Annotated in this window: 17 protein-coding genes; 13 read left to right on the forward strand and 4 right to left on the reverse strand. The window is 72.4% G+C overall.

All coding sequences use genetic code 11. The annotated features are described in order from the left end of the window. The first annotated feature begins 47 nt into the window (after positions 1 to 47). Complete coding sequence (locus tag RM844_RS07680; protein WP_311666190.1) at positions 48 to 2156, forward strand: RelA/SpoT family protein; 2109 nt, start codon at positions 48 to 50, stop codon at positions 2154 to 2156. 281 nt (positions 2157 to 2437) lie between these two features. Then, positions 2438 to 3916: a GTPase HflX gene (hflX, locus tag RM844_RS07685; protein WP_394814458.1), complete on the forward strand. Its 1479-nt coding sequence runs from the start codon at positions 2438 to 2440 to the stop codon at positions 3914 to 3916. A gap of 105 nt (positions 3917 to 4021) precedes the next feature. Here hflX and RM844_RS07690 read toward each other — a convergent pair whose 3' ends face one another. Then, positions 4022 to 5035 carry a glycoside hydrolase family protein gene (locus tag RM844_RS07690; protein WP_311666191.1) on the reverse strand — a complete coding sequence of 338 codons (1014 nt, stop codon included), beginning with the start codon at positions 5033 to 5035 and terminating at the stop codon, positions 4022 to 4024. Positions 5036 to 5357: 322 nt separating this feature from the next. On the opposite strand from RM844_RS07690, the gene RM844_RS07695 reads away from it, so the two are divergent. Continuing rightward, positions 5358 to 6389: a LacI family DNA-binding transcriptional regulator gene (locus RM844_RS07695; protein ID WP_311666192.1), complete on the forward strand. Its 1032-nt coding sequence runs from the start codon at positions 5358 to 5360 to the stop codon at positions 6387 to 6389. 268 nt (positions 6390 to 6657) lie between these two features. After that, positions 6658 to 7080 (forward strand): aspartate 1-decarboxylase, encoded by a 423-nt coding sequence (gene panD, locus RM844_RS07700; RefSeq protein ID WP_311666193.1) that lies wholly within the window; start codon positions 6658 to 6660, stop codon positions 7078 to 7080. 105 nt (positions 7081 to 7185) lie between these two features. On the opposite strand, the gene RM844_RS07705 is transcribed toward panD, so the two are convergent. Continuing rightward, positions 7186 to 8394 carry a trypsin-like serine peptidase gene (locus RM844_RS07705; protein ID WP_311666194.1) on the reverse strand — a complete coding sequence of 403 codons (1209 nt, stop codon included), beginning with the start codon at positions 8392 to 8394 and terminating at the stop codon, positions 7186 to 7188. A 312-nt stretch (positions 8395 to 8706) separates the two neighbouring features. Here RM844_RS07705 and RM844_RS07710 point away from each other — a divergent pair, with 312 nt between their 5' ends. The 4 genes from RM844_RS07710 to RM844_RS07725 all read left to right on the forward strand — a co-directional run bounded on the left by RM844_RS07710 (position 8707) and on the right by RM844_RS07725 (position 15255). Continuing rightward, positions 8707 to 10656 carry an IucA/IucC family protein gene (locus tag RM844_RS07710; RefSeq protein WP_311666195.1) on the forward strand — a complete coding sequence of 650 codons (1950 nt, stop codon included), beginning with the start codon at positions 8707 to 8709 and terminating at the stop codon, positions 10654 to 10656. Between the two features lie 32 nt (positions 10657 to 10688). Further along, on the forward strand, positions 10689 to 11291 hold the full coding sequence (locus RM844_RS07715; RefSeq protein ID WP_311666567.1) for a GNAT family N-acetyltransferase: 603 nt from the start codon (positions 10689 to 10691) through the stop codon (positions 11289 to 11291). A 129-nt stretch (positions 11292 to 11420) separates the two neighbouring features. Next, positions 11421 to 13190 carry an IucA/IucC family protein gene (locus RM844_RS07720; RefSeq protein ID WP_311666196.1) on the forward strand — a complete coding sequence of 590 codons (1770 nt, stop codon included), beginning with the start codon at positions 11421 to 11423 and terminating at the stop codon, positions 13188 to 13190. Between the two features lie 55 nt (positions 13191 to 13245). Then, positions 13246 to 15255: an ATP-dependent DNA helicase gene (locus RM844_RS07725; RefSeq protein WP_311666197.1), complete on the forward strand. Its 2010-nt coding sequence runs from the start codon at positions 13246 to 13248 to the stop codon at positions 15253 to 15255. Positions 15256 to 15316: 61 nt separating this feature from the next. Here the strand turns inward: RM844_RS07725 and lexA are convergent, their stop codons facing one another. Further along, positions 15317 to 16060 (reverse strand): transcriptional repressor LexA, encoded by a 744-nt coding sequence (lexA, locus tag RM844_RS07730; protein WP_311666198.1) that lies wholly within the window; start codon positions 16058 to 16060, stop codon positions 15317 to 15319. A 476-nt stretch (positions 16061 to 16536) separates the two neighbouring features. Between lexA and nrdR the strand changes: the two genes are divergently transcribed. From nrdR to RM844_RS07745, 3 genes are all read left to right on the forward strand, one after another. Further along, positions 16537 to 17049 carry a transcriptional regulator NrdR gene (gene nrdR, locus RM844_RS07735; RefSeq protein ID WP_311666200.1) on the forward strand — a complete coding sequence of 171 codons (513 nt, stop codon included), beginning with the start codon at positions 16537 to 16539 and terminating at the stop codon, positions 17047 to 17049. 103 nt (positions 17050 to 17152) lie between these two features. After that, the gene (locus RM844_RS07740; RefSeq protein WP_311666201.1) at positions 17153 to 20059 is read left to right on the forward strand and encodes a vitamin B12-dependent ribonucleotide reductase; all 2907 of its coding nucleotides are present in this window, start codon (positions 17153 to 17155) and stop codon (positions 20057 to 20059) included. Positions 20060 to 20255: 196 nt separating this feature from the next. Then, a complete protein-coding gene (locus RM844_RS07745) occupies positions 20256 to 21371 on the forward strand; it encodes a hypothetical protein (protein WP_311666202.1) in 1116 nt (371 codons plus the stop codon). Between the two features lie 276 nt (positions 21372 to 21647). Here RM844_RS07745 and RM844_RS07750 read toward each other — a convergent pair whose 3' ends face one another. Further along, on the reverse strand, positions 21648 to 22178 hold the full coding sequence (locus tag RM844_RS07750) for a TerD family protein (protein WP_311666203.1): 531 nt from the start codon (positions 22176 to 22178) through the stop codon (positions 21648 to 21650). Between the two features lie 330 nt (positions 22179 to 22508). Here RM844_RS07750 and RM844_RS07755 point away from each other — a divergent pair, with 330 nt between their 5' ends. After that, positions 22509 to 23117, forward strand: coding sequence for a YdbC family protein (locus RM844_RS07755; RefSeq protein WP_311666204.1), 609 nt, complete (start codon positions 22509 to 22511; stop codon positions 23115 to 23117). An 80-nt stretch (positions 23118 to 23197) separates the two neighbouring features. Then, positions 23198 to 23863, forward strand: coding sequence for a histidine phosphatase family protein (locus tag RM844_RS07760; RefSeq protein ID WP_311666205.1), 666 nt, complete (start codon positions 23198 to 23200; stop codon positions 23861 to 23863). Position 23864: the final 1 nt, after the last annotated feature.

The raw sequence follows: 23864 nt of genomic DNA on the forward strand, positions 1-23864 counted from the left end.
GACGTCAGCCGCGGTCCGGTCCACTCGACCGCGGAGGTGCCCCCACGATGACGGCAGAGGCGACCACCCCGAGCGGTACCGCGCCCACCGGCCGGGGCCACCGCCGAGTGCGGCTGCGTCAGCTCGGCCGCGCCGCCGTCTTCGGCTCGGACCGGCACCGGCTCCCCGACGCGATCGAGCACCTGGCCAAGACGCACCGCCGCCACCACCCGCGCGCCGACCTCGACGCCCTGCGCCGCGCCTATCTGCTGGCCGAGGCGGCGCACCGGGGGCAGACCAGGAAGAGCGGCGAGCCCTACATCACCCATCCGCTCGCCGTCACCCTGATCCTCGCCGAACTCGGCGCCGAGACCACCACGTTGACCGCCTCGCTGCTGCACGACACGGTGGAGGACACCGAGGTCACGCTGGAGCAGGTGCGGGCCGACTTCGGTGCCGAGGTGGCGCACCTGGTGGACGGGGTCACCAAGCTGGAGAAGGTCGAGTACGGCGCCGCGGCGGAGCCGGAGACCTTCCGGAAGATGCTGGTGGCCACGGGCAGCGACGTCCGGGTGATGTCCATCAAGCTCGCCGACCGGGTGCACAACATGCGCACCCTCGGGGTGATGCGCCCGGAGAAGCAGGCGCGGATCGCCCGGGTCACCCGGGACGTGCTGATCCCGCTCGCCGAACGGCTCGGCGTGCACACCGTCAAGACCGAGCTGGAGGACCTGGTCTTCGCCGTGCTCCACCCCGCGGAGCACCAGGCCGCCCAGGAGCTGGTGCTGGCCCACCGCGGCCGGCCGGACCCGCTGGCCGAGGCGGCGGCCGGGGTCAGGGCGGTGCTCCGGGAGGCCGGCATCGCCGCCGAGGTACAGATCCGGCCCCGCCATCTCTTCTCCGTGCACCGCGCCCGGCTGAAACGCGGGGAGCTGGGCGCCATGGACTACGGCCGGCTGCTGATCCTGGTCGCGGAGAACGCCGACTGCTACGCCGTCCTCGGCGAGCTGCACACCTGTTTCACCCCGGTGGTCGCGGACTTCAAGGACTTCGTCGCGGCCCCCAAGTTCAACCTCTACCAGTCGTTGCACACGGCCTTCGCCACCCCCGGCGGCGCCGTCGCGGAGGTCCTGGTCCGCACCCACGCCATGCACCGGGTGGCGGAGACCGGCGTGGTCGCCCTGGGCGACCCGCACCGCTCGCCGGAGGGCGAGGCGGGCGCGGAGGAGACGGAGCGCGCCGATCCGACCCGTCCCGGCTGGCTCTCCCGGCTCCTGAAGTGGCAGGAGCAGGCCACCGACCCGGACACCTTCTGGACGGAGCTGCGGGACGAACTGGCCAGGGACCGGGAGATCACCGTCTTCGCGGGCGACGCGGCGGACGGCCCCCTGCAGCTCCCGGTCGGCGCGACCTGTGTGGACGCGGCCTACGCCCGGCACGGCCAGGCGGCCCACTCCTGTGTCGGGGCCCGGGTCAACGGCCGGCTGGCCGCGCTGCGCACGGTGCTGCGCGACGGCGACACGGTCCAGCTGCTGCTGGCCGGCGACGCCGGCTCCCGCCCCTCGCCCGAGTGGCTGGAGCACGCCACCACCCCGGCGGCCCGGGTCGCCATCCGCTCCCGGCTGGAGAACGGCCCCGAGCCGGCCGAGTACGAGGCGGGCGAGGAGACCCGGCGGCCGGCCGCCGAGCCGGAGCCGGCGGCGACCGCCCGGGCCACGGCCGGGGAGGCGGCCGCCACCGTGCCGGGGGCGCCGGAGGCGGCGATCCGGCTGGCGCGCTGCTGCACGCCGGTGCCGCCGGACGCGGCGCGCGGCTTCCTGGTGCGGGGCGGCGCGGTCACGGTGCACCGTGAGGAGTGCCCCACGGCGCGCGAGATGGCGGCCGGCGGGCGGGCTCCGCTGGTGGTGAACTGGCGCTCCCACTCGATGGGCTGCCGGGTGACCCTGCAGGCCGAGGCCTTGGGCCGCCCCGAGCTGCTCGCCGACCTCACCGAGGCGCTGGCCCAGCACGGCGCCGCCGTGTTGAACGCCGAGGTGGAGCCGCCGCGGGAACAGCGGGTCCGGCACACCTACACGCTGCGCCTGCCGGACGCCTCCGGGCTGCCGCGGCTGATGCGCGCCATGCGCCGGGTGCCCGGCGTGTACGACGTCTCGCGCGCGGTGCGGCTGCAGCCCTGAGCCCGCGCCGGGCGTCGTTTCCGGACGTCAGGTGGGCCCGCCGGCCGGGCCCGCCGGCCCGGATCGCCGGGCGGGGAGCCGCCCCGGGGGCGCGGCCCGGGCCGGTTATCCTCGTGCCCGTCGGGCCTCGCCGTGCCACTATGGACAGCGGGTTTCCGGCGGGCCAGCGGCGCGCTCCGGGAATCTTCCAGGCGGCTCGGGCGTTGTCCCGGGCAGCCGTGTTCCTCAGCTCGCGCAGCGTCCTCGCTGGCCGGCTGATCCAGTCGAACCTAAGGATCGCATTGACCTTTTCTTCCCTTCCTCAGGACACCCAGCGCCCCACCACGGCGAACCGCCGGGCCGACGCCCTGATGGATGAGGACGTTGCCTGGAACGAGTTCTCCGAGGACCGGGACGGCGAGCAGTTCGAGCGGGAGGAGCGCGCCGCGCTGCGGCGGGTCGCCGGCCTCTCCACCGAGCTGGAGGACGTGACCGAGGTCGAGTACCGCCAACTGCGCCTGGAGCGCGTCGTGTTGGTGGGCGTTTGGACCTCGGGCAGCGTCCAGGACGCGGAGAACTCCCTGGCCGAGCTGGCCGCGCTCGCGGAGACGGCGGGCGCCCTGGTGCTGGACGGCGTGATCCAGCGCCGTGACCGGCCGGACCCGGCCACCTACATCGGTTCCGGCAAGGCCAGGGAGCTGCGGGACCTGGTCGTCGAGACGGCCGCCGACACCGTGATCTGCGACGGTGAGCTGAGCCCCGGCCAGCTGATCCACCTGGAGGACGTCGTCAAGGTCAAGGTGGTGGACCGCACCGCCCTGATCCTGGACATCTTCGCCCAGCACGCCAAGTCCCGTGAGGGCAAGGCCCAGGTCGCGCTGGCCCAGATGCAGTACATGCTGCCCCGGCTGCGCGGCTGGGGTCAGTCGCTCTCCCGGCAGATGGGTGGCGGCGGTGGCGGCGGCATGGCGACCCGCGGCCCCGGTGAGACCAAGATCGAGACCGACCGGCGGCGCATCCGCGAGAAGATGGCGAAGATGCGCCGGGAGATCGCCCAGATGAAGACTGGGCGGGACGTGCAGCGGCAGGAGCGCCAGCGCCACGAGGTGCCCTCGGTCGCCATCGCCGGCTACACCAACGCGGGCAAGTCCTCGCTGCTCAACCGCCTCACCGGGGCCGGTGTCCTGGTGGAGAACGCGCTCTTCGCCACCCTCGACCCGACGGTGCGCAAGGCCGAGACCCCCGGCGGCCGGGCCTACACCCTGGCGGACACGGTGGGCTTCGTGCGGCACCTGCCGCACCACCTGGTGGAGGCGTTCCGCTCCACCATGGAGGAGGTCGGCGACGCCGACCTGATCCTGCACGTGGTGGACGGCTCACATCCGGCGCCGGAGGAGCAGCTGGCCGCGGTCCGCGAGGTGATCAACGAGGTCGGCGCGCGGGACGTGCCCGAGATCGTGGTGGTCAACAAGGCGGACGTGGCCGACGAGGTGACGCTCCAGCGGCTGCTGCGCACGGAGCGGCGGTCGATCGCCGTCTCCGCCCACTCCGGCCTGGGCATGGACGAGTTGCTCGCCTGGATCGAGGAGGAGCTGCCGCGTCCCTCGGTCGAGCTGGTCGCGCTGGTCCCCTACCCGGAGGGCGCGCTCGTCTCCCGGGTACACGGCGAGGGCGAGGTGCTCAGCGAGGAGCACACCGGCGAGGGCACCCTGCTCAAGGCCAGGGTGCACCCGGAGCTGGCCGCGCTGCTGGCGCCCTACACGCCGGCGACCAGCGGCTGACCGCGCCCCGCGACGCCTGACGAGCGGGCTCCCCCTGGGTGGTGGGAGCCCGCTCGTCGTGTCCGGACGGCCCGCGGGGGACCGAACCGCGGTGGGCCCCGAGGGTCAGTTCTCGCGGGCCAGGGCGATGGTGGTCGTGTCGCGCTGCCCGGCCTCGTAGAACATGTGCAGCCGTCCGTCCACGTCCACGAACGACGGCGCGGCGGCCCGCCCGTTGTCCGGCGCGTTCGTCCGGGAGTCGTACAGCACGCCGAGGTGGTCCTCGCGGTCGAAGCTGGTGCCGACCCGGGCGACGTGGATGTTGCCCGCGCCGGAGTGGTACACCACGTGCCCGCCGCCGTTCCGCGACCAGTAGTGGGCGCCGGAGAGCTGGCCGCCCTCGCCCGCCCGCGGCGAGATCAGCGGGTCCTGCTTGACCTGCCAGCCGGAGGTCAGCGAGTGGGACCAGCCGATGTAGATCTTGCGGGTGCCGCCGTGGTTGCCCATGAAGAGCATGATGTAGAGGTCCGACCGGGTCGGGTGCGGGAAGACCCGGGCGTAGGAGGTCTCGCTGACGCCCGGCAGCATGTAGGTGCCCACCACCCGGTTGTGGTACTGGAAGGTGCGTCCGTCGGACGAACTCGCCACCCGGGTCGTGTGGTTCTCGCCGTGGAAGTACAGGTAGATCTTGCGGTCCGCCGGGTTGTAGAAGGCGTCCGGGCTGGAGACGTGGGAGACGTCGAAGCTGGCCCAGGTGGGCGGGATGATGGGATTGTGCGCGTACTCCCGCCACGGGCCGGTGATCGTGTCGGCGTAGGCCAGGCAGATACCGCCCGGTTTGTTGTGCGGCGCGTAGTACATGTACCAGCGGCCCAGGGGGTTGGCGATCCGTCCGGCGACGTGGCGGACGGACGGGAAGATCAGTTCCTTGGTCGGGTTGTACCTCAGCTGGTCCTTGTCGAGCACCTCGCCGAAGTAGCTGAAGGTCGGGAAGCCGGGCACGGCGGCCTGCGCGGCCGGTGCCCCGGCGAGCGAGACCAGCCCGCCGGTCGCCGTCGCGGTGCCGAGGGCGGCGGCGCCGCGCAGCAGGCCACGGCGGCTGAGGGCGGAGGTGGGGAGGTGGCTCACGTCGTCCGTCACGGTGACTCCAGAGTGAGAGCGTTCGATGACACGGAGTGGTGCGGCTGGGGTGTGCGGCGGGGGGCTCGCCCCGAGTGGGGGTGACGGCCTGTGCCGCGAGGCACCCACGGTGCGGGGCCGCTGGCAGCACAGCTTCGGGCGGGCCGAGAACCGCGTCAAGGTGGTAATACGAATTACCACCTTGACCGCCCCCCGTGACGGCGGCAGCATGACGGAACACATCGTCACCTCAGGTGGATGACACGGCACTTGGCGAGCGAACGCGGGGTGCCGGCGACGGGCCGGGCAGACCGGTCGCGGCCGGCGCGGAGAGGAGACGCCCGTGGCAGGTCCCCGCCGCCGGGTGACCCAGCAGGACATCGCCCGGCTCAGCGGCGTCAGCCAGACCACCGTCTCCCTGGTGCTGAACAGCCGCTACGACGCCGGCGTCCGGATCGCCCCGGAGACCAGGGAACGGGTGCTGGAGGTCATCGCCGAGACCGGCTACGTGGCCGACCCGGTGGCCCGGCGGATGGTCGCCCGACGCAACCGGATCATCGGCGTCTTCACCTACGAGGCGGTCTTCCCGAGCGGCACCCGGGACTTCTACCAGCCCTTCCTGGCGGGCATCGAGGAGAGCGCGGAACAGCTCGGCTGCGATCTGCTGCTGCTGACCAGCGCCCCGGTGGTGGACGGCCGCCGGCGGATCTTCCACGACGGCAACCGCTTCCGGCTGGCCGACGGCTGCGTCCTGCTCGGCCGGGAGACCGACCGGGGTGAACTGGCCCGGCTGGTGGCCGAGGGCTACCCGTTCGTCTCGGTCGGTCGCCGGGCCGACGCCGGCGGCCCGGTCCCCTACGTGGGCGCCGACTACCCGGGCGCGGTCGCCGAGCTGGTGGCCAGGGCCGTCGCGCTGGGCCACCGGCGGCTGGCCTACCTGGGCGGCGGCAGCCACGCCGAGTCGCGCGGCGACCGCCGGGACGGCTTCACCGCGGCGCTCACCGCCACCGGTGTCGCCGGCCTGGTGCTGGCTGGCGACACCGCCGAGTTGGTCGCCCGGCTGCCGGCGCTGGTCGCCGACGGCGTGACCGCGCTCTTCGTCGAGGAACCGGCCGACTGCCAGCGCCTCGCCGACCGGCTCGCGGAGCTGGGGCATCCGGTACCGACCGCGGTCTCCGTCGTGGCGCTGGGCGACCCCACCTGGCCGACCACCGCCGAGATCGACTTCACCGGCTTCCGCATCCCGCGTCGGGAGATGGGCCGGCAGGCCATGGAGGTGCTCGGCGCCCTGCTGGCGGAGGAGCACACCGATCCGCGGCGTCTGCTGCGCTGCCGACGGCACCGGGGCGCGAGCCTCACGCCGCCGCCCGGGTAGCGCGCCCCCGGCGCCCGACGCGGGCGGCCGCCCCCGCGCGGCCACGGGGTGGCGCGCCCCGAGCGGCCGCTGCGTACCCTGGGGGCGTCGTGCCGGCGGGGGAGTGGGGTGCCCACCGGCCCCGACGGTGTCGGGAAAGTCGGCGAGCGGTCGGCGTGCGCCCGGTGGAACCGGGGGAACGCTACCGGGGAAGCGACTCGTTGTAGAGTCGGAAAGAGCCCTTGACCTGCATGGAAGCGGGCAGGGAGCCTAGCTCAGGAGTACCTTCATGTTGCGCACGATGTTCAAGTCGAAGATCCACCGGGCCACGGTGACGGAGGCCGATCTGCACTACGTCGGCTCCGTGACCATCGACGCGGAGTTGATGGAGGCCGCCGACCTGCTCCCCGGTGAGCTGGTGCACATCGTCGACATCGACAACGGCAACCGCCTGGAGACCTACGTCATCGAGGGCCGGCGCGGCTCCGGCGTGATCGGCATCAACGGCGCGGCCGCGCACCTGGTCAAGCCCGGTGACCTGGTGATACTCATCAGCTACGCGCAGGTGGACGACGCCGAGGCCAGGGCGCTGCGCCCCACGGTGGTCCACGTGGACGAGCGCAACCGCGTGGTCGCCCTCGGCGCCGACCCGTCGGAGCCGGTGCCCGGCAGCGACACCCGGCGCGGCCCGCTCTCCACCGCCCGCGCCTGACCCCGCGGGCCCGCGCCGCGCACCGCCGCGACGGCACGGCCGAGGGGCCGGTATCCCGTTCGGTACGGGATACCGGCCCCTCGCGTCAGGTGAGCCGAACGGTGCCTAGCCCTGCGAGCTCACGTGCTCGAACACGTCCCGCGCCTCGGTGTCCAGCCGGGGGCCGGCCAGCCAGACGCTGTCCAGCGGGCCGATGGAGTTGACCGAGACCAGCTCCGCCTCGCCGTCCTCGCCCTGGCGCAGCCACGGGCCACCGGACGAACCGCCGGTCATGGTGCAGCCGGCCCAGTAGAGCACCGGCATCGTCGGGTCGATCGACAGCCGCCCCGGGGTGTCGGTGCAGCGGTACATCAGCACGCCGTCGTAGGGCGCCGCGGCCGGGAAGCCGTAGAGCGAGACGGTGCCGAGGCCGGAGACCGCGGGCGCGTCGAAGTTGATGTCCACGGCCGAGCCGACCGTCTCCTCCAGGGACCGGCCGCTGCCGTCCTCCGGCTCGACCGACATGATCGCGAAGTCGCCGTGCGCGCCCTCGCCACCGGTGGTGGTGCCGTTGTCGATCCAGTACTGGGTGGTGGAGACGTAGTTGGCCCAGAAGATGCCGTACGGGTAGACCGAGGAGGCGTTGGCCTGGTCCTCGGCCTGCTCCGGCGGCAGCCCGTCGTTGTTGTAGGCCGGCACGAAGCTCAGGTTGCGGTACCAGCCGCCGCCCATGCCCGCGTGCACGCAGTGGCCGGCGGTGGCGACCAGGTTGGACTGGCCGGGGGCGTTGGGGTCCTTGACGACGGTGCCGGAGCAGACCATCGGGCCCTCGGGGCTGTCGAAGAACACCTTGCCGATCGGGGCGCCGTTCTCCGTGTACGGCGTCGGGACCTGCTCGGCCTCGACGGGCATCGGCTCCAGGTCGGTGATGCCGCGGTCGTCCGCCGGGTCGTCGGCCTCGGGCGCGTTGGCGTCCTCGTCGATCTGACCGTCGTCGATGGACTGCTCCGGGTCCTGCGCGTCCCCCATCCGGTCGGCGTCCCACAGCCCCTCGATGATGGGGTTGACGAAGTCGCCGATCTCGCGGAGCCAGGTCTCCTGGTCCCAGTCCTCCCAGCCGCCGTCCAGCCAGGCGTCGACATCGAAGTCGAACGGCAGGTTGTCGATGAGCTCCTGGAGCTCGTTCCCCCCGGGCGTCTGCTCCTCGATGGGCTGGGCGTTGTCGCCCGAGTCGTCGCCGTTGCAGGCGGTGGCGGTCAGGGCCAGGCACGCGGCCACGCCCGTCATCGCCAGCCCGACGCGACGACGTGCACCCCGCCGACGTATCGATGACATGGGTCAATCCCCCTGAGAAATATGTACTTCGCTTTGCTTGGCTAGGCAGTTCACCTGATCGGCAGGCGCCCCCCAACTATGCCGGTGACCATCTGGACGGCGGCAGCCGGGTCCCCGGTTCCCGGGGGTCAGGAACGGGGTTGGGCCGGAAGAAATCCGGTGACCGCCCGTGATCCCCGGGGCGTTCGGTCGTTACTACGGATGGCGGTATGCCGCCACGCCCAGTCAAGCGCCCTGACCGGGCCCGACCGCCCGTACGAAGGAGGGAGGCGCGTCGCCCGGTTGACGCCGGGGCCGCCGCGCCGCACCCGGATGAACGCACCCCCCCGTCCCGAGCGAGGCCAGCAGCAGGAGTCGGCGCCCGCGCACTCCACCGGTCTCGTGGAGCCGGCGGTGCCCCGTCAGTCGCGCCAGTCGCCGGCCGTGCCCCCCTCGGCGGCGCGCGGCGGCCGGCCGGGGGTCGAGCCGGCCGGCGACGCCGAGTTCCCCGGCGAGCCCGATCCGCTGGAGCACCCCGATCCGGAGGTGGCCGCCGACCTCGCCGCCTGCGAGGGGTTGCTGCGCTGCTGGGTGCGGGAGACGGGCGTGGTCCGGCCGGTCGATCGACTGCTCACGGTGCCGCTGCCGGCCTCCGGCAGCGAGTTGCGGGTCCCGGTGCTGCACTGGTCGGCGACCGGCTGGCATCGCTTCGGCCCGCCCGAGCTGGCGTCCGCGCCCGCCGGCGCGCCCCCGCTGGACGCGGTCACGCTCGCCGCGCTGCTCAGCCGCGAGGCGGCCGGCGCGGGCGGCGGGCGCGGCGCCGGGGAGGCGGCGGCGTTGGTCGGCCGGGTCGCCGACTCGCAGCGCCGGACGGCGCTCTTCCTGGCGCACCGCCGCGCCGACCCGGGCCCGGCCCGGCACGGCCACGCCTTCCTGGACGCCGAGCAGTCCGTCCTCTTCGGTCACCCGCTCCACCCCAATCCCAAGAGCCTGGAGGGGATGGCCGGCCGGGAGGCGGCCCGCTGCTCGCCGGAGCTGCGCGGCGCCTTCCGGCTGCACTGGCTGGCGGTGGACCGCGCGGTGCTGGCCAGCGACTCGGCCTGGCGGGACGGCGGCGCCGAGGTGCCGGCCGACCTGCTGGCCGCCCGGCTGGCCGGGGCCCGGCTGCCGGTGCCGCCCGGCATGGTCCCGCTGCCGCTCCACCCCTGGCAGGCCCGTGAGGTGGCGCACCGCCCTGCGGTGGCCGAGCTGCTGGCCGCCGGACTCCTGCGCGACCTGGGGGAGCACGGACCGCAGTGGCATCCGACCTCCTCGGTCCGCACGGTGCACCGGCCGGGCACGGAGGCGATGCTGAAGCTCTCGCTCGGCCTGTGGATCACCAACTCCCGCCGGGAGAACCTCCGCAAGGAGCTACATCGGGGCGTCGAGGTGCACCGGTTGCTGGAGGGCGGGCTCGCGGCCGAGCTGCGCGCCGCCTGCGGGCCCGGCTTCGACATCCTCCGGGATCCGGCCTGGCTCGCGGTGGACGACCTGGCCGGCCGGCCGGTCCCCGGGCTGGACACGCTGCTGCGGCAGAGCCCGTTCGGCCCGGAGGAGGACGTACTCTGCCTGGCCGCGCTGACCGCGCCGCGCCCGTGGCCGGGGCGGTCCGGCGGGGCGCTCTCCTCCCGGCTCGCCGAGCTGGTGCGCGGCCTGGTCGAGCGCACCGGCCGGCGGCGGTCCCAGGTCGCCGCCGAGTGGTTGGCGCGCTACCTGCGGGCGGTCGTCGCCCCGGTGCTGTGGCTGGACGCCCACGCCGGGGTCGCCCTGGAGGCACACCAACAGAACACCCTGGTGCTGTTGGACGCGGACGGTTGGCCGGTCGGCGGCCGGTACCGGGACAACCAGGGCTACTACTTCCGCGCCTCGCACCGGGCGGCGCTCCAACGACGCCTGCCCGGCATCGGGGAGCGTTCCGACACCTTCGTCCCGGACCGGGTGGCCGACGAGCGGTTCGCCTACTACCTGGGGATCAACAACGTCTTCGGGCTGATCGGGGCCTTCGGCGCCCAGCGGCTGGCCGACGAGCAAGCGCTGCTCGCGGTCTTCCGCGCCTTCCTCGTCGAGCAGGCCGGGCGGGCAGCGGAGCCGGTGTCGCCCCTGGTCGAACACCTGCTGACGGCCGAGACGCTGCGCTGCAAGGCCAACCTGCTGACCCGCCTGCATGGCCTGGACGAGCTGACCGGCCCGGTGGACGGCCAGTCCGTCTACGTCACCGTCGCCAACCCGCTGGCCGGCGGCTGAGCCCGAAGGAGGAGAGGGTGACCACGTCCCCCATGTCGCCGCCGGACCAGCGTCCGGCGCGGCCGGTCGAGCCCCTGGACGAGCTGGCCGGCTGGGGCCCGGTGGCGACGCCGGCCGGCTCGTTCCGCCTGGAGCCGGTCCGCCCGAAGCGTGACCTGGCGCTGCTCGGCGAGTGGATGAACGACCCGGCGGTCGACGCCTTCTGGGGCCTGGCCGGTCCGCTGGAGCGCACCGCCGGGCAGCTGCGCCGGCAGCTGTCCGGGGACGGCCACAGCCTGCCCTGCCTCGGCCTGCTGGACGACCGGCCGATGAGCTACTGGGAGATCTACCGGGCCGATCTCGACCCGCTCGCCCGGTACTACCCGGCCCTGGACCACGACCTGGGCGTGCATCTGCTGATCGGCCGACCGCGTGATCGGGGGCGTGGGCTGGGTTCGGTCCTGCTGCGCGGGGTGGCGGAGCTCGCGCTGCGCCGGGTGCCCGGGTGCCAGCGGGTGGTCGCCGAGCCCGACATCAGGAACCACGCCTCGGTCGCGGCCTTCCGCGCCGCCGGCTTCCGGCAGACGGCGGAGCTGGAGCTGCCCGACAAGCGGGCCGCGCTGCTGGTCCGGGGGCGAGGTCCCGCCTCTCCCTGACCGGCCACGCCCCGTTCCGGCCGGTCGCGGTTCCCCGGCCACCTCCCCACCCCGTCCGCCTCGCTCGCCATCAGAAGGCTCGGCGGCCCGTTCGGCCGTTCCGAGACCACCCACCGACAGGAGCCAGCCTTGTCTATACCGACGACCGACCCCGCCGCGACCGTCGCGCCGAGCTGGGAGCGGGCCTCCCGCGCGCTGTTCGCCAAGATGCTCGCCGAGTTCGCCTACGAGGGGATCATCACTCCCTACGCGGAGCACGGTGAGCCCGGCGGCTACGCCCTGCCGGTCAACGAGGAGCTGACCTACCGGTTCCGCGCCCGGCGTGGCGCGTACGGGCACTGGCGAATCGATCCTGCCTCGATCACGCCCGCCGCCGACCCGCTGGCCTTCATCGCGGCGGCCCACGACACCGTGCTGAGCCTCTCCGGCGACACCACCGGCCACCTGATGCGGGAGCTGACGGCGACCCTGGCCGCCGACGCTGCGCTGGCCGCCGGGCAGCTGCCGGTGGCCGGGCAGGCGGAGCTGGGACACGCGGCGCTCGAAGGGCACCAGACCGGCCACCCCTGGCTGGTCGCCAACAAGGGCCGGCTGGGCTTCTCGGCCGGTGACGTCGCCCGGTGGGCGCCCGAGTCGCGCACCCCGAGCCGGCTGCCGTGGCTGGCCGTGCACCGCTCCCTGGCCACCTACCGCGGGGTGCCGGCGCTGCGCACCGCGGACCGGCTCTACGCGGAGGAGCTGTCCGAGGCCACCCGGGCCGGCTTCGCCCGCACGCTGGCCGACGACGGCCGGAACCCGGACGACTACCTCTGGCTGCCCGTCCACCCCTGGCAGTGGGACGAGACCATAGCCACGCTCTACGCGCCCCAGATCGCGGCCGGCCTGCTGGTGCCGCTGCCCACCGACGGGGACCTGCGGCAGCCGCAGCAGTCGATCCGCACCTTTCTCAACCTCAGCCGGCCCCGGGCCCGGACGGTCAAGCTGCCGCTCTCCATCCTCAACACCCTGGTCTGGCGCGGGCTGCCCACGGAACGCACCCTGGCCGCCCCCGCGGTCACCGACTGGGTGCTGGGGCTGCGCGACGGCGACCCGTTCCTGGCCGAGGAGACCCGGGTCATCCTCCTGGGGGAGACGGCCTCCGTCACCGTCGAGCATCCACTTTTCGACCGGTTGAGCACCATCCCCTACCAGTACCGCGAGCTTCTCGGCTGTATCTGGCGAGAGCCGATCGAACTCTTTCTGGAGCCTGGGGAACGGCCCCGCACCCTGGCCGCCCTGCTCAGCACGGACCGCACCGGCCGCTCCTTCACGGCCGAGCTGGTGCGGCGCTCCGGGCTGGCGCCGGACGAGTGGCTGCGCCGGCTCTTCGCCGCCCTGCTCCCGCCCCTGCTGCACTTCCTCTACCGCTACGGCACGGTCTTCTCACCGCACGGGGAGAACGCGCTGGTGGTCTTCGACGAGCGGGACATCCCGGTGCGGCTGGCCGTCAAGGACTTCGTGGACGACGTCAACCTCAGCGCCGAGCCGCTGCCCGAGTTCGACGGCATGCCGGCCGAGGTGCGCGAGGTGCTGCTCACCGAGCCGCCGAGCTTCCTCACCCAGTTCATCCACTCCGGGCTCTTCGTGGGCGTCTTCCGCTTCCTGGCGCCGCTCTGCGAGGAACAACTCGGCGTTCCCGAGGTCGATTTCTGGTCACTTGTCCGGGGTGAGATTCTCGCCTACCAGCGGCGTTTCCCCGAGCTGAAGCACCGCTTCGAGACCTTCGACCTGCTGACGCCCCGCATCAAGCGGCTCTGTCTCAACCGCAACCGGCTCCAGCTGGACGGCTACCGGGACCGTTCCACCCGCCCGCACGCCGCGGTGCTGGGCACGGTGGCCAACCCGCTCCACCCTGGCTGATGGGACCCGGGTCGCGGGCGCGCTGTCAGTGGCGCCGCGTAGGGTGTGCAGCCCTATGACTGGCACTTCAGGGACGCCCTCCCTCACCGAGCTGTTGCACGCCGCCGTCGCCGCCGTGGGCGGCACCGAGCGGCCTGGTCAGGTCGCCATGGCCGAGGCCGTGGCCCAGGCGGTCGAGGACGGCACGCACCGGCTGATCCAGGCCGGCACCGGCACCGGCAAGTCGCTCGGGTACCTGGTGCCGGCCATCGCCGGGGGCGATCGGGTGGTGGTGGCCACGGCGACGCTGGCGCTGCAGCGGCAGCTGATCGAGCGGGACCTCCCGCGCACGGTCGAGGCGCTGCGCCCGCTGCTGCGCCGCCGCCCGGAGTTCGCCACGCTCAAGGGCCGGTCCAACTACCTCTGCCTGCACCGGCTGCACGAGGGCGTGCCCAGCGAGGACGAGCAGGGGCTCTTCGACCCGCTGGAGGCCGCGCAGGCCATGGGCGGGCCGACCAGCCGGCTGGGCAAGGACCTGCTCCGGGTGCGGGAGTGGGCCGACGACACCGAGTCGGGAGACCGGGACGACCTCTCGCCCGGCGTCTCCGACCGCGCCTGGTCCCAGGTCTCGGTCTCCTCCCGGGAGTGCCTGGGCGCCAGCCGCTGCGTCTACGGGATGGAGTGCTTCGCCGAGGCGGCCCGGGAGCGGGCCAAGCTCGCGGAGGTCATCGTCACCAACCACGCGCTGCTGGCGATCGACGCGATCGAGGGCGCCCCGGTGCTCCCCGGGCACGAGGTGCTGATCGTGGACGAGGCCCACGAGCTGGTCTCCCGGGTGACGGGAGTGGCCACCGGCGAGCTGACCCCCGGCGGGGTGAACCGCGCGGTCCGGCGGGCGGCCAAGCTGGTGGACGAGAAGGTCGCCGACCAGCTCCAGACGGCCGCGGAGGACTTCGAGCGGTTGATGGAGCTGGCGCTGCCGGGCCGGCTGGAGACGCTCCCCGAGGAGCTTGGCTACGCGCTCGCCGCGCTGCGGGACGCCTCCAGGGCGGTGATCACCGCCCTGGGCAACACCCGGGACGCCTCGCTCACCGACGAGGACGCGGTGCGCAAGCAGGCGCTGGCCTCGGCGGAGACCATCCAGGCGGTCGCCGAGCGGCTCTGCCAGGGCTCGGAGTACGACGTGATCTGGTGCGAGCGGCACGACCGTTTCGGCGCCTCGCTGCGGGTGGCGCCGCTGTCGGTCTCCGGGCTGCTGCGCGAGAAGCTCTTCACCGACCGCTCGGTGGTGCTCACCTCGGCCACCCTCAAGCTCGGCGGCGACTTCAACGGCGTGGGGGCCTCGCTGGGGCTGGCCCCCGAGGGCGAGCGGGGGGATGACCTCCCCCAGTGGCAGGGCCTGGACGTCGGCTCCCCGTTCGACTACCGCAGGCAGGGCATCCTCTACGTGGCCAAGCACCTCTCCCAGCCGGGGCGGGAGGGTAGCCGGTCCGACATGTTGGACGAGCTGGCGGAGCTGGTGGAGGCGGCCGGCGGGCGGACGCTGGGGCTGTTCTCGTCCATGCGCGGCGCCCAGGCGGCGGCGCAGGAGCTGCGCGGCCGGCTCGACCTGCCGATCCTGCTCCAGGGAGAGGAGACGCTGGGGGAGCTGATCAAGTCCTTCGCCGACGATCCGCGTACCTGCCTCTTCGGCACGCTCTCGCTCTGGCAGGGCGTCGATGTGCCCGGCCCCAGCTGCCAGTTGGTGGTGATGGACCGAGTGCCCTTCCCCCGGCCGGACGACCCGCTGGTCAGCGCCCGGCAGAAGGCCGTGGAGGAGGCGGGGGGCAACGGTTTCATGGCGGTCGCCGCCACGCACGCGGCGCTGTTGATGGCGCAGGGGGCGGGCCGGCTGGTGCGTTCCACGACGGACAAGGGCGTGGTCGCGGTGCTCGACCCGCGCCTGGAGAAGGCGCGCTATGGCAGCTTCCTGCGGGCGTCGATGCCCGACTTCTGGTACACGACGGACCGTAATCAGGTGCGCCGTTCGCTGGCGGCGATCGACGCGGCAGCGCGGGACGCCGCCGCGTCGGCGAGTGGTTCGTGAGGGAGGCGGCGGGCCGGCCGGGGGCGTGCCGCCGATGGGGGGAGAGCGCGGGTGGGGGCCGTCAGACCCGCCGCATCACCGCGACCACCTTGCCGAGGATGGTGGCATCGTCCCCGGGGATTGGCTGGTAGGCGGCGTTGTGCGGCAGCAGCCAGACCTGACCGTCCTCCCGCTTGAACCGCTTGACCGTGGCCTCGCCGTCCAGCATGGCCGCCACGATGTCGCCGTTCTCCGCGACCGGCTGACGACGGACCGTGACCCAGTCGCCGTCGCAGATGGCCGCCTCGATCATCGAGTCGCCGATGACCTTGAGGACGAACAGCTCGCCGTCGCCCACGAGTTGCCGAGGGAGGGGGAAGACGTCCTCCACGGACTCCTCGGCCAGGATCGGGCCGCCGGCGGCGATCCGGCCGACCAGCGGCACGTAGGAGGCGGCGGGCTTGCCCGCGGTGTCGGTCGCCTGGGGGGCGGGGGTCTCGGCGCCACGCACCTCGTAGGCCCGGGGGCGGTGCGGGTCGCGGCGGAGGAAGCCCTTCCGCTCCAGGGCCATCAGCTGGTGCGCGACGGACGAGGTGCTGGAGAGGCCGACGGCCTGGCCGATCTCCCGCATGGAGGGGGGATAGCCGCGGCGCTGCACGGAATCGCGGATGACCTCGATAACCCGCCGCTGCCGGTCGGTCAGCCCGGAACTGTCGGCCCGAATCCCCGGCGGCCGGCCGGGCATCGCCCGCCCGGCACCCGGGGTGCCCATCCGGTCCTGGCGGCGCTCAGCGGCGGTGATGGCGTCGTCTGCTGCGGTGGTCATTCAGGCCCCTTCTCAGGTGGTACTCCCTAGTCAGACAACGGTAGTTGCTATCGAAAGGTTGCGCCAAACACACGTTCGAGTGAAAATTCCGCGTTTGGGTACCAGGGGTCGGACGCCGGGTGTATTGGTGCCAAACGGTAGCCCGGCGCCGGGCGCGAACGGTAACCGGGTCGTGCGGTAGCCTCCCCTGCGGCGGTCCGCCGTGCCGTGGCCCGTGGTGCCCAGGAGGCGTGGCGGCGGCCTCCGCGCGGCGACACGCGCCGGGCCAGCGTTGCCTCGTCACCCCCAGATCTAGTGGTCCGACGGGCGCCGCCGTCCCACAACTTGTGGTCCCCGGTCTCCGTCGCGCCGAGAAATCGCCTATGCTTGGCAGTGCCTCGCGGGGCCCGCTCCGGCGGCCCGTGTGAGCGCTGCCGCCATGCCGGTGGGTCCGTGCGACTACGCCGTGTCATCAGTCTGGGAGAGGGGAGAAGGCCATGCACTGCCCCTTCTGCCGCCACTCCGACAGCCGGGTCGTCGACAGCCGCACGGCCGACGACGGCACGATGATCCGTCGCCGGCGCCAGTGCCCGAGCTGCTCCCGCCGTTTCACCACGGTGGAGACCGCCTCGCTGATGGTGATCAAGCGCAGCGGCGTCACCGAGCCCTTCAGCCGGGACAAGGTCATCTCCGGGGTGCGCAAGGCCTGTCAGGGCCGGCCCGTGACGGAGGACGCGCTGGCGCTGCTCGGTCAGCGGGTCGAGGAGGCGGTGCGCGCCACCGGCAGCGCCGAGCTGTCCACCCACGACGTGGGGCTGGCGATACTCGGCCCGCTCCGCGAGCTCGATCTGGTGGCCTACCTGCGATTCGCGTCCGTCTACCGGGCGTTCGAGTCCCTGGAGGACTTCGAGTCCGCCATCGCCGAGCTGCGCGACGGGGCCCAGGACGGGCCGCCGCGCCAGCGGCCACCCGAGGACGCCGAGCCGCGCGGCCTCGCCGACAAGACCTGACCGGGGCGCATCGCCGCGCGCCGGCCAACAGTTCACAACAGCACGGGTGACCCGGCCTGCCGGCCGGGCACATCAGGGCGTCATGCCCGAGCAGGGAGGCGGAATGACTGAGACGACGAGTGGCCCGGCACGTGGGTCCCGCGCCAAGGGCGGCAAGGGAGCCAAGGGGCTGCGGATCGAGCGCGTCCACACCACGCCCGGGGTGCATCCCTACGACGAGGTGGTCTGGGAGCGCCGTGACGTCGTCATGACCAACTGGCGCGATGGCTCGATCAATTTCGAGCAGCGTGGCGTCGAGTTCCCCGACTTCTGGTCGGTGAACGCGGTCAACATCGTCACCAGCAAGTACTTCCGCGGCGCCGTCGGCACCCCGCAACGGGAGAGCGGCCTCAAGCAGTTGATCGACCGGGTGGTGCACACCTACCGCGCCGCCGGGGAGAAGTACGGCTACTTCGCGTCGCCGGCCGACGCCGAGATCTTCGAACACGAGCTGACCTACGCGCTGTTGCACCAGGTCTTCAGCTTCAACTCGCCGGTCTGGTTCAACGTGGGCACGGCCCAGCCGCAGCAGGTCAGCGCCTGTTTCATCCTCTCCGTCGAGGACTCCATGGAGTCCATCCTCGACTGGTACAAGGAAGAGGGGATGATCTTCAAGGGCGGCTCCGGTGCCGGGCTGAACCTCTCCCGGATCCGCTCGTCGAAGGAACTGCTCTCCTCGGGTGGCAACGCCTCGGGCCCCGTGTCCTTCATGCGCGGCGCCGACGCCTCCGCCGGCACCATCAAGTCCGGCGGCGCGACCCGGCGGGCCGCCAAGATGGTGGTGCTCGACGTGGACCACCCGGACATCGAGGCCTTCATCGAGACCAAGGTCAAGGAGGAGGAGAAGATCCGCGCCCTGCGGGACGCGGGCTTCGACATGGACCTCGGGGGCGACGACATCACCTCCGTGCAGTACCAGAACGCCAACAACTCGGTCCGGGTGAACGACGAGTTCATGCGGGCCGTGGAGTCCGGGTCGTCGTTCGGGCTGCGCGCCAGGGCCAACGGCGAGGTCATCGAGCAGGTGGACGCCAGGAAGCTCTTCCGGCAGATGGCCGAGGCGGCACACGCCTGCGCCGACCCCGGCATCCAGTACGACGACGTGATCAACCACTGGCACACCTCGCCGGAAAGCGGTCGGATCACCGCCTCGAACCCGTGCAGCGAGTACATGCACCTGGACAACTCCTCGTGCAACCTGGCCTCGTTGAACCTGATGAAGTTCCTCTCCGACGACGACCAGGGCAACCAGTCGTTCGACGCCGAGCGCTTCGCCAAGGTGGTCGAGCTGGTCATCACCGCGATGGACATCTCGATCAGCTTCGCCGACTTCCCCACCGAGAAGATCGGCGAGACCACCCGCGCCTTCCGTCAGCTGGGCATCGGCTACGCCAACCTGGGCGCGCTGCTCATGGCCACCGGCCACGCCTACGACTCGGACGGCGGCCGGGCGCTGGCCGGCGCGATCACGTCGCTGATGACCGGCACCTCCTACCGCCGCTCCGCCGAACTGGCCGGTGTGGTGGGGGCGTACGACGGGTTCGCCCGCAACGCGGACGCGCACCACCGGGTGATGCGGCAGCACGCCGAGGCCAACGACGCGGCCCAGCGGATGGACGACCTCGACACCCCGGTGTGGGCCGCGGCCACCGAGGCCTGGCAGGACGTCATCCGGCTCGGCAAGAAGCACGGCTTCCGCAACGCCCAGGCCTCCGTGCTGGCGCCCACCGGCACCATCGGCCTGATGATGGACTGCGACACCACCGGTGTCGAGCCCGACCTCGCCCTGGTCAAGTACAAGAAGCTGGTCGGCGGCGGCTCGATGCAGATCGTCAACAACACCGTGCCCAAGGCGCTGAAGCGGCTGGGGTACCAGCCGGAGCAGGTGGAGGCGATCGTCGCGCACATCGCCGAGCACGGCAACGTCGTGGACGCCCCCGGGCTGAAGGTCGAGCACTACGAGGTCTTCGACTGCGCCATGGGCGAGCGGTCGATCGCCCCGATGGGCCACGTGCGGATGATGGCCGCGGCCCAGCCCTTCCTGAGCGGGGCCATCTCCAAGACGGTCAACATGCCGAGCAGCAGCACTGTCGACGACGTCGCCGAGATCTACCACCAGGGCTGGAAGCTCGGGGTCAAGGCGCTGGCCGTCTACGTGGAGAACAGCAAGGTCGGACAGCCGCTCTCCGCCAAGAAGAAGGACAAGGAAGCCGGCGAGCAGCCGGCGGAGGCCGCGGCCGAGCCGGAGCGGATCGTCGAGTACCGCCCGGTGCGGCGGCGGCTGCCCAAGGGCCGCCCGGGGATCACCACCTCGTTCACGGTGGGCGGCGCCGAGGGCTACATGACGGCCAACTCCTACCCGGACGACGGGCTGGGCGAGGTCTTCCTGAAGATGTCGAAGCAGGGTTCCACCCTGGCCGGCATGATGGACGCCTTCTCCATCGCGGTGTCGGTCGGCCTCCAGTACGGCGTGCCGCTGGAGACCTACGTCTCGAAGTTCACCAACATGCGCTTCGAGCCGGCCGGGATGACCGACGACGAGGACGTGCGGATGGCGCAGTCCATCGTGGACTACATCTTCCGGCGGCTGGCCTTGGACTTCCTGCCCTTCGAGACCAGGTCCGCGTTGGGCATCCACACGGCGACCGAGCGCAAGCGGCACCTGGAGACCGGCTCCTACGAGCCGGGCGACGACGAGCTTGATGTCGAGGGGCTCTCCCAGTCGGCGCCGCGACAGTCGCATCCGCAGGCCAAGCCGGTCGTCGAGGAGGCCGCCCCGGCGGCCGGGCAGCGGTCGGCGGAGCCGGAGCGGCCCGCGCCGAGGGAGGCGCACAGTTCCACAGAGCTGGCCGAGATGCAGCTGGGGCTGAACGCCGACGCCCCGCTCTGCCTCGCCTGCGGCACCAAGATGCGCCGCGCCGGGAGCTGCTACCTCTGCGAGGGCTGCGGCTCCACCAGTGGGTGCAGCTGATACCGCGCGCCATATGGGCGTGAGGTGGCTGGTCAGGGCGGTGGAGCCGGTCTCGCGGCTCCACCGCCTTCGACCAGCGTGACGCCTGACCATGGTGTTTGATGGGCCGCGCCGTCGCGTCGGGGACTTGTCGCGGCGATTGCTGTCCTGCCATGCTCCAGCCCATGATCAAGAGAATCGAGTCCTCCGACCGCCGATGAGCGGGACGACCGGGACAGGACTGCCCGGACCATCGACAACGCTGTTCGACCACGCGCTGCGGCTACATCAACTGGCTCCGGATGAGCCGCTGCCGCGCGACGGGTACCCCTTTCCCGACGACGCGTCGCACCGTCGTCGAGGCCCGAAGGCACCCGAGAACCGGCACTTGGCCGGCCGGGATGTCGCGCGCCTTCTGGACGCGCACTTCGCGAGGGCTTCCGCCCTGCCCAGCGAACTGGCCGACATCTTCCACGACGTCTACATCCCGATTCACTACAACGAGCGTATCGCCGCGGCGGCTACGCGGGTGGACACAGAACGCGCTCGTCAGACGGGTCGCTGGCTGGTCCGCCATGGCACCGACCGCTGCTCGGTCACCGTCGGGCTTGCCCTGCTCGCCGTTGTCGGAACGGCTGACGACATCCCACTGGTCCAGACGGTCGGGCTGCTTTCCGATCGCTTCGGGCCACTGGCGGCGCATGTCTTCGAGCGGCAGGCGGGAGGAGTCGAAGCCTTGCTCTGGCTCGCCGAGCGGGTCACCGGCTGGGGACGCGTCTATGCCGTCGAAGCTCTCTGCCGACTCGACGACCCAGCTGCCCGAGGATGGCTGCTGCGCAGGGCCTGTGATGGCGACTCCCTCAACGGGTACTTCGCCGGCGAGGTCGCCACCGTCGCCAGACTCCATGAGGCGCTTGCAGAGCTCGACACCGACAGCGAGATGGTCGACCACGTCGGTCGGCTACTCCATCTCATGAGCGACTGTGGGGGGATGGGACTCACCCTTGCTCATTACCCCCATGCGAGAGCCGTCCTGGAAGCCCATGCCCGCCGTGTGGGTTCGCTCAGCCCGACCATGGAGCGCTACTTCACGATCGCGGTGCTCACTCAGCACCTGACTACGGAGCCTTCCGAGGCCGCGGGGTGCACCACGGCACAACGGGAAGCGCTCCGGGCGACCTACCTCGAGGTGCTCGAGCGCGAGGACTGGACCCGGGTCGCACGTGCCGGGATCGCCGCGGATGACAACCGGATGCGGTGGCTCGCCGACCACAGGGCGCCACAGCTGAGGCTGCGTGCGTTCCGCGACCGAGAGCCAGATGCCGGGGCATAGCGCACGCCAGGAATAGGTGGTCTGCGCCAGATCCGGCGCGGATCCGGCTCCGCGTGGCCTGGCACAGGGAGTTGGCCGGAATGCGGACCGGGACGGCGGGATCAGCCTCATGCTCAGCGGAATCGGGCCGGGCACTCACCGGTGAGCGCGGCCTTGGGGTCCGGCCAGCCACCGGGGGCGTTTCGCGCCCGGGCGTTCGGACGTGGCCGGCGGGGGGCGCCGACCGTTGGGTGGGCGCCCGGCGTGTCCGCGGTGCGGCTCGCGAGGGCGGCCGTGTCAGGACAGCCCGTCGCCCATGACCGTCGTGAACTGCTCGGGGTCGGTGTCGAAGCCGCGGAGCACCTTGCGGAAGCGCCAGGCGCCCGAGGCGTCGCGGGTGAACTCGGCGACGGTCGCCGCCGTGGCGTCGGCCACGCCGGTCAGGTCCTCGGTGGCGAGCGTGCTGTACCCCTCGGTGATCTTGACGGCCGGGCCGGAGATCTCCCCGAAGGTCCGTCGGCCGTGGCGCTGTTGGACGACGACGCCGACCACGACCCGGGTGAGGTGGTCGGCCAGCCGGTCGAGCTCCAGCTTCAGCGCTTCGTCGGAGCCGAAGCCCTGTCCCGTCTCGCTCTCCCGGGTGAGGGTGATCGTGCCGTCGGGGGCCCGGCTGTCGAAGTGCACCAGGTAGACGGGGGCGCCGTAAGGCGCTTCGCCCTGGTAGGTCGCGGCGATCAGGTCAAGGTCGTGGGATGGGGCGTCGGCGGGGCTCGGGTCCCAGCGGAGGGTGACCTCGGCCGTTTCGATCCCCTTGCTGAACGGGCTCACCAGGTATCCCTTCCATGCGGGTGGAGGAGCGGTGCCGGCGGGCGGCTCGGGCTCCACAGGCATTCTCACCCCTGCTCGCGGCCGCTAACCGCCGCAGTCCGGGGCTGGGTCGCTGTCCGGCCAGTGCGTTCGCCGCCGGCCGGACGTGGTCCCGCCGGTGGGCGTGCGAGTTTCGGGACGGGCGCGGCCAACTCGCCGCGAACCCCTGGGTGCCGGGGTCGTGCCGGACGGTGACATCGCCCAACACGGTTGTCGGGAAAGGCGATCGGTCCGGTGCGGTGATCGAGGAAGCCCTGCGTTCCTGGTGCCGGTTGGCCTTACGATGGCGCGGTGCTGGTCAAGTGGATGCGTTGTGCCGTGGTTGACCGGGTCGGCTTCGATCGCGGGCAGCGGAAGTGGGCCGGGCTGCTCGGCGAGCCCGGGTTCCGGGCGCAGGGCGGGGGCTGGAGCCGTTCCCAACCCGGGGTCGTCCATCTCTTCAGTTTCTGGGAGAGCCGGGCGTTCTACGACTCGTTCATGGCCCGCTCGCACGACCGGCTCGGTGCCGCGCAGCAGGGCAGCTTCCAGGACCTCCGAGTCCGCCTTTTCGAATATCGGTTCGACGTGAAGATGGGGTTCGAGCCTCGTTTCACCGACGCCGACCTGCTGCGGGTCGCGCACACGCGGGTACACCAGGAGCGGGCCGAGCACTTCGCGCTGATGCAGGAGAAGGTCTGGAACCCGGCGATGGCCGGCTCCCCCGGCATGCTGCGCGGGGTGTTCGCCGAGGCCGAGCCGGACAACGAGTTCCTGGTGCTCTCCATGTGGAAGTCGGCCGCCGAGCGTGCCAAGTACCGCACCGAGCGGGTGGAGCGCCTGGCGCTGCGGGCCCAGACGGGCGCGGACATCGCGTCGATTACCGGAGACGTGATCGATGTGGAGTCCACCTGGACGGTGTGATCGCCCTCCCGGGCGGCGGCGCCGGCCCCTGGCGGCGCCCGGCTCGGCTTGTGGACGTTGTTCGAACTAGGGTGGACGCCATGGCACGGCCCCGGCGCATCATCCTCATGCGGCACGGAGAGTCGCAGGGAAACCACGACGACTCCGTCTACCAGCACACCCCTGACCACGCGCTGGAGCTGACCGAGAAGGGCCAGCGTCAGGCGGAGGCAGCGGGGGAGCAGCTGCGTCGGATCCTGGGCCAGGAGCGGGTCTCCGTCTATGTGTCTCCTTATCGACGTACGCATCAGACCTTCCGGGCGTTGGGCCTCGATCCGGCTCGGACGAGGGTCAGGGAAGAGCCCAGGCTGCGGGAGCAGGACTGGGGGAACTGGCAGGACTGGGCCGATGTCCAGCGACAGAAGCGGGCGAGGGACGCCTACGGGCACTTCTTCTACCGCTTCGCCCAGGGGGAGTCGGGCGCGGATGTCTATGACCGGGTCGGGGCGTTCCTGGAGAGCCTGTGGCGCAGCTTCGACGAGAAGGAGCATCCGCCCAACGTCCTGCTGGTGACGCACGGGTTGACCATGCGGCTCTTCTGCATGCGGTGGCTGCACTGGACGGTCGCCGAGTTCGAGTCGCTCTCGAACCCGGGAAACGGGGAGACGCGTCAGCTGCTGCTCGGCGCGGACGGCCGCTACCACATCGACCGGCCCTTCGAGCGCTGGCACACACCCGAGCGGCCCTTCCAGGGGTGGTGCGCGTAGG

Origin of the sequence: Streptomyces chisholmiae (assembly GCF_031845445.1) — a bacterium.
Classification (GTDB): Bacteria; Actinomycetota; Actinomycetes; order Streptomycetales; family Streptomycetaceae; genus Streptomyces; species Streptomyces chisholmiae.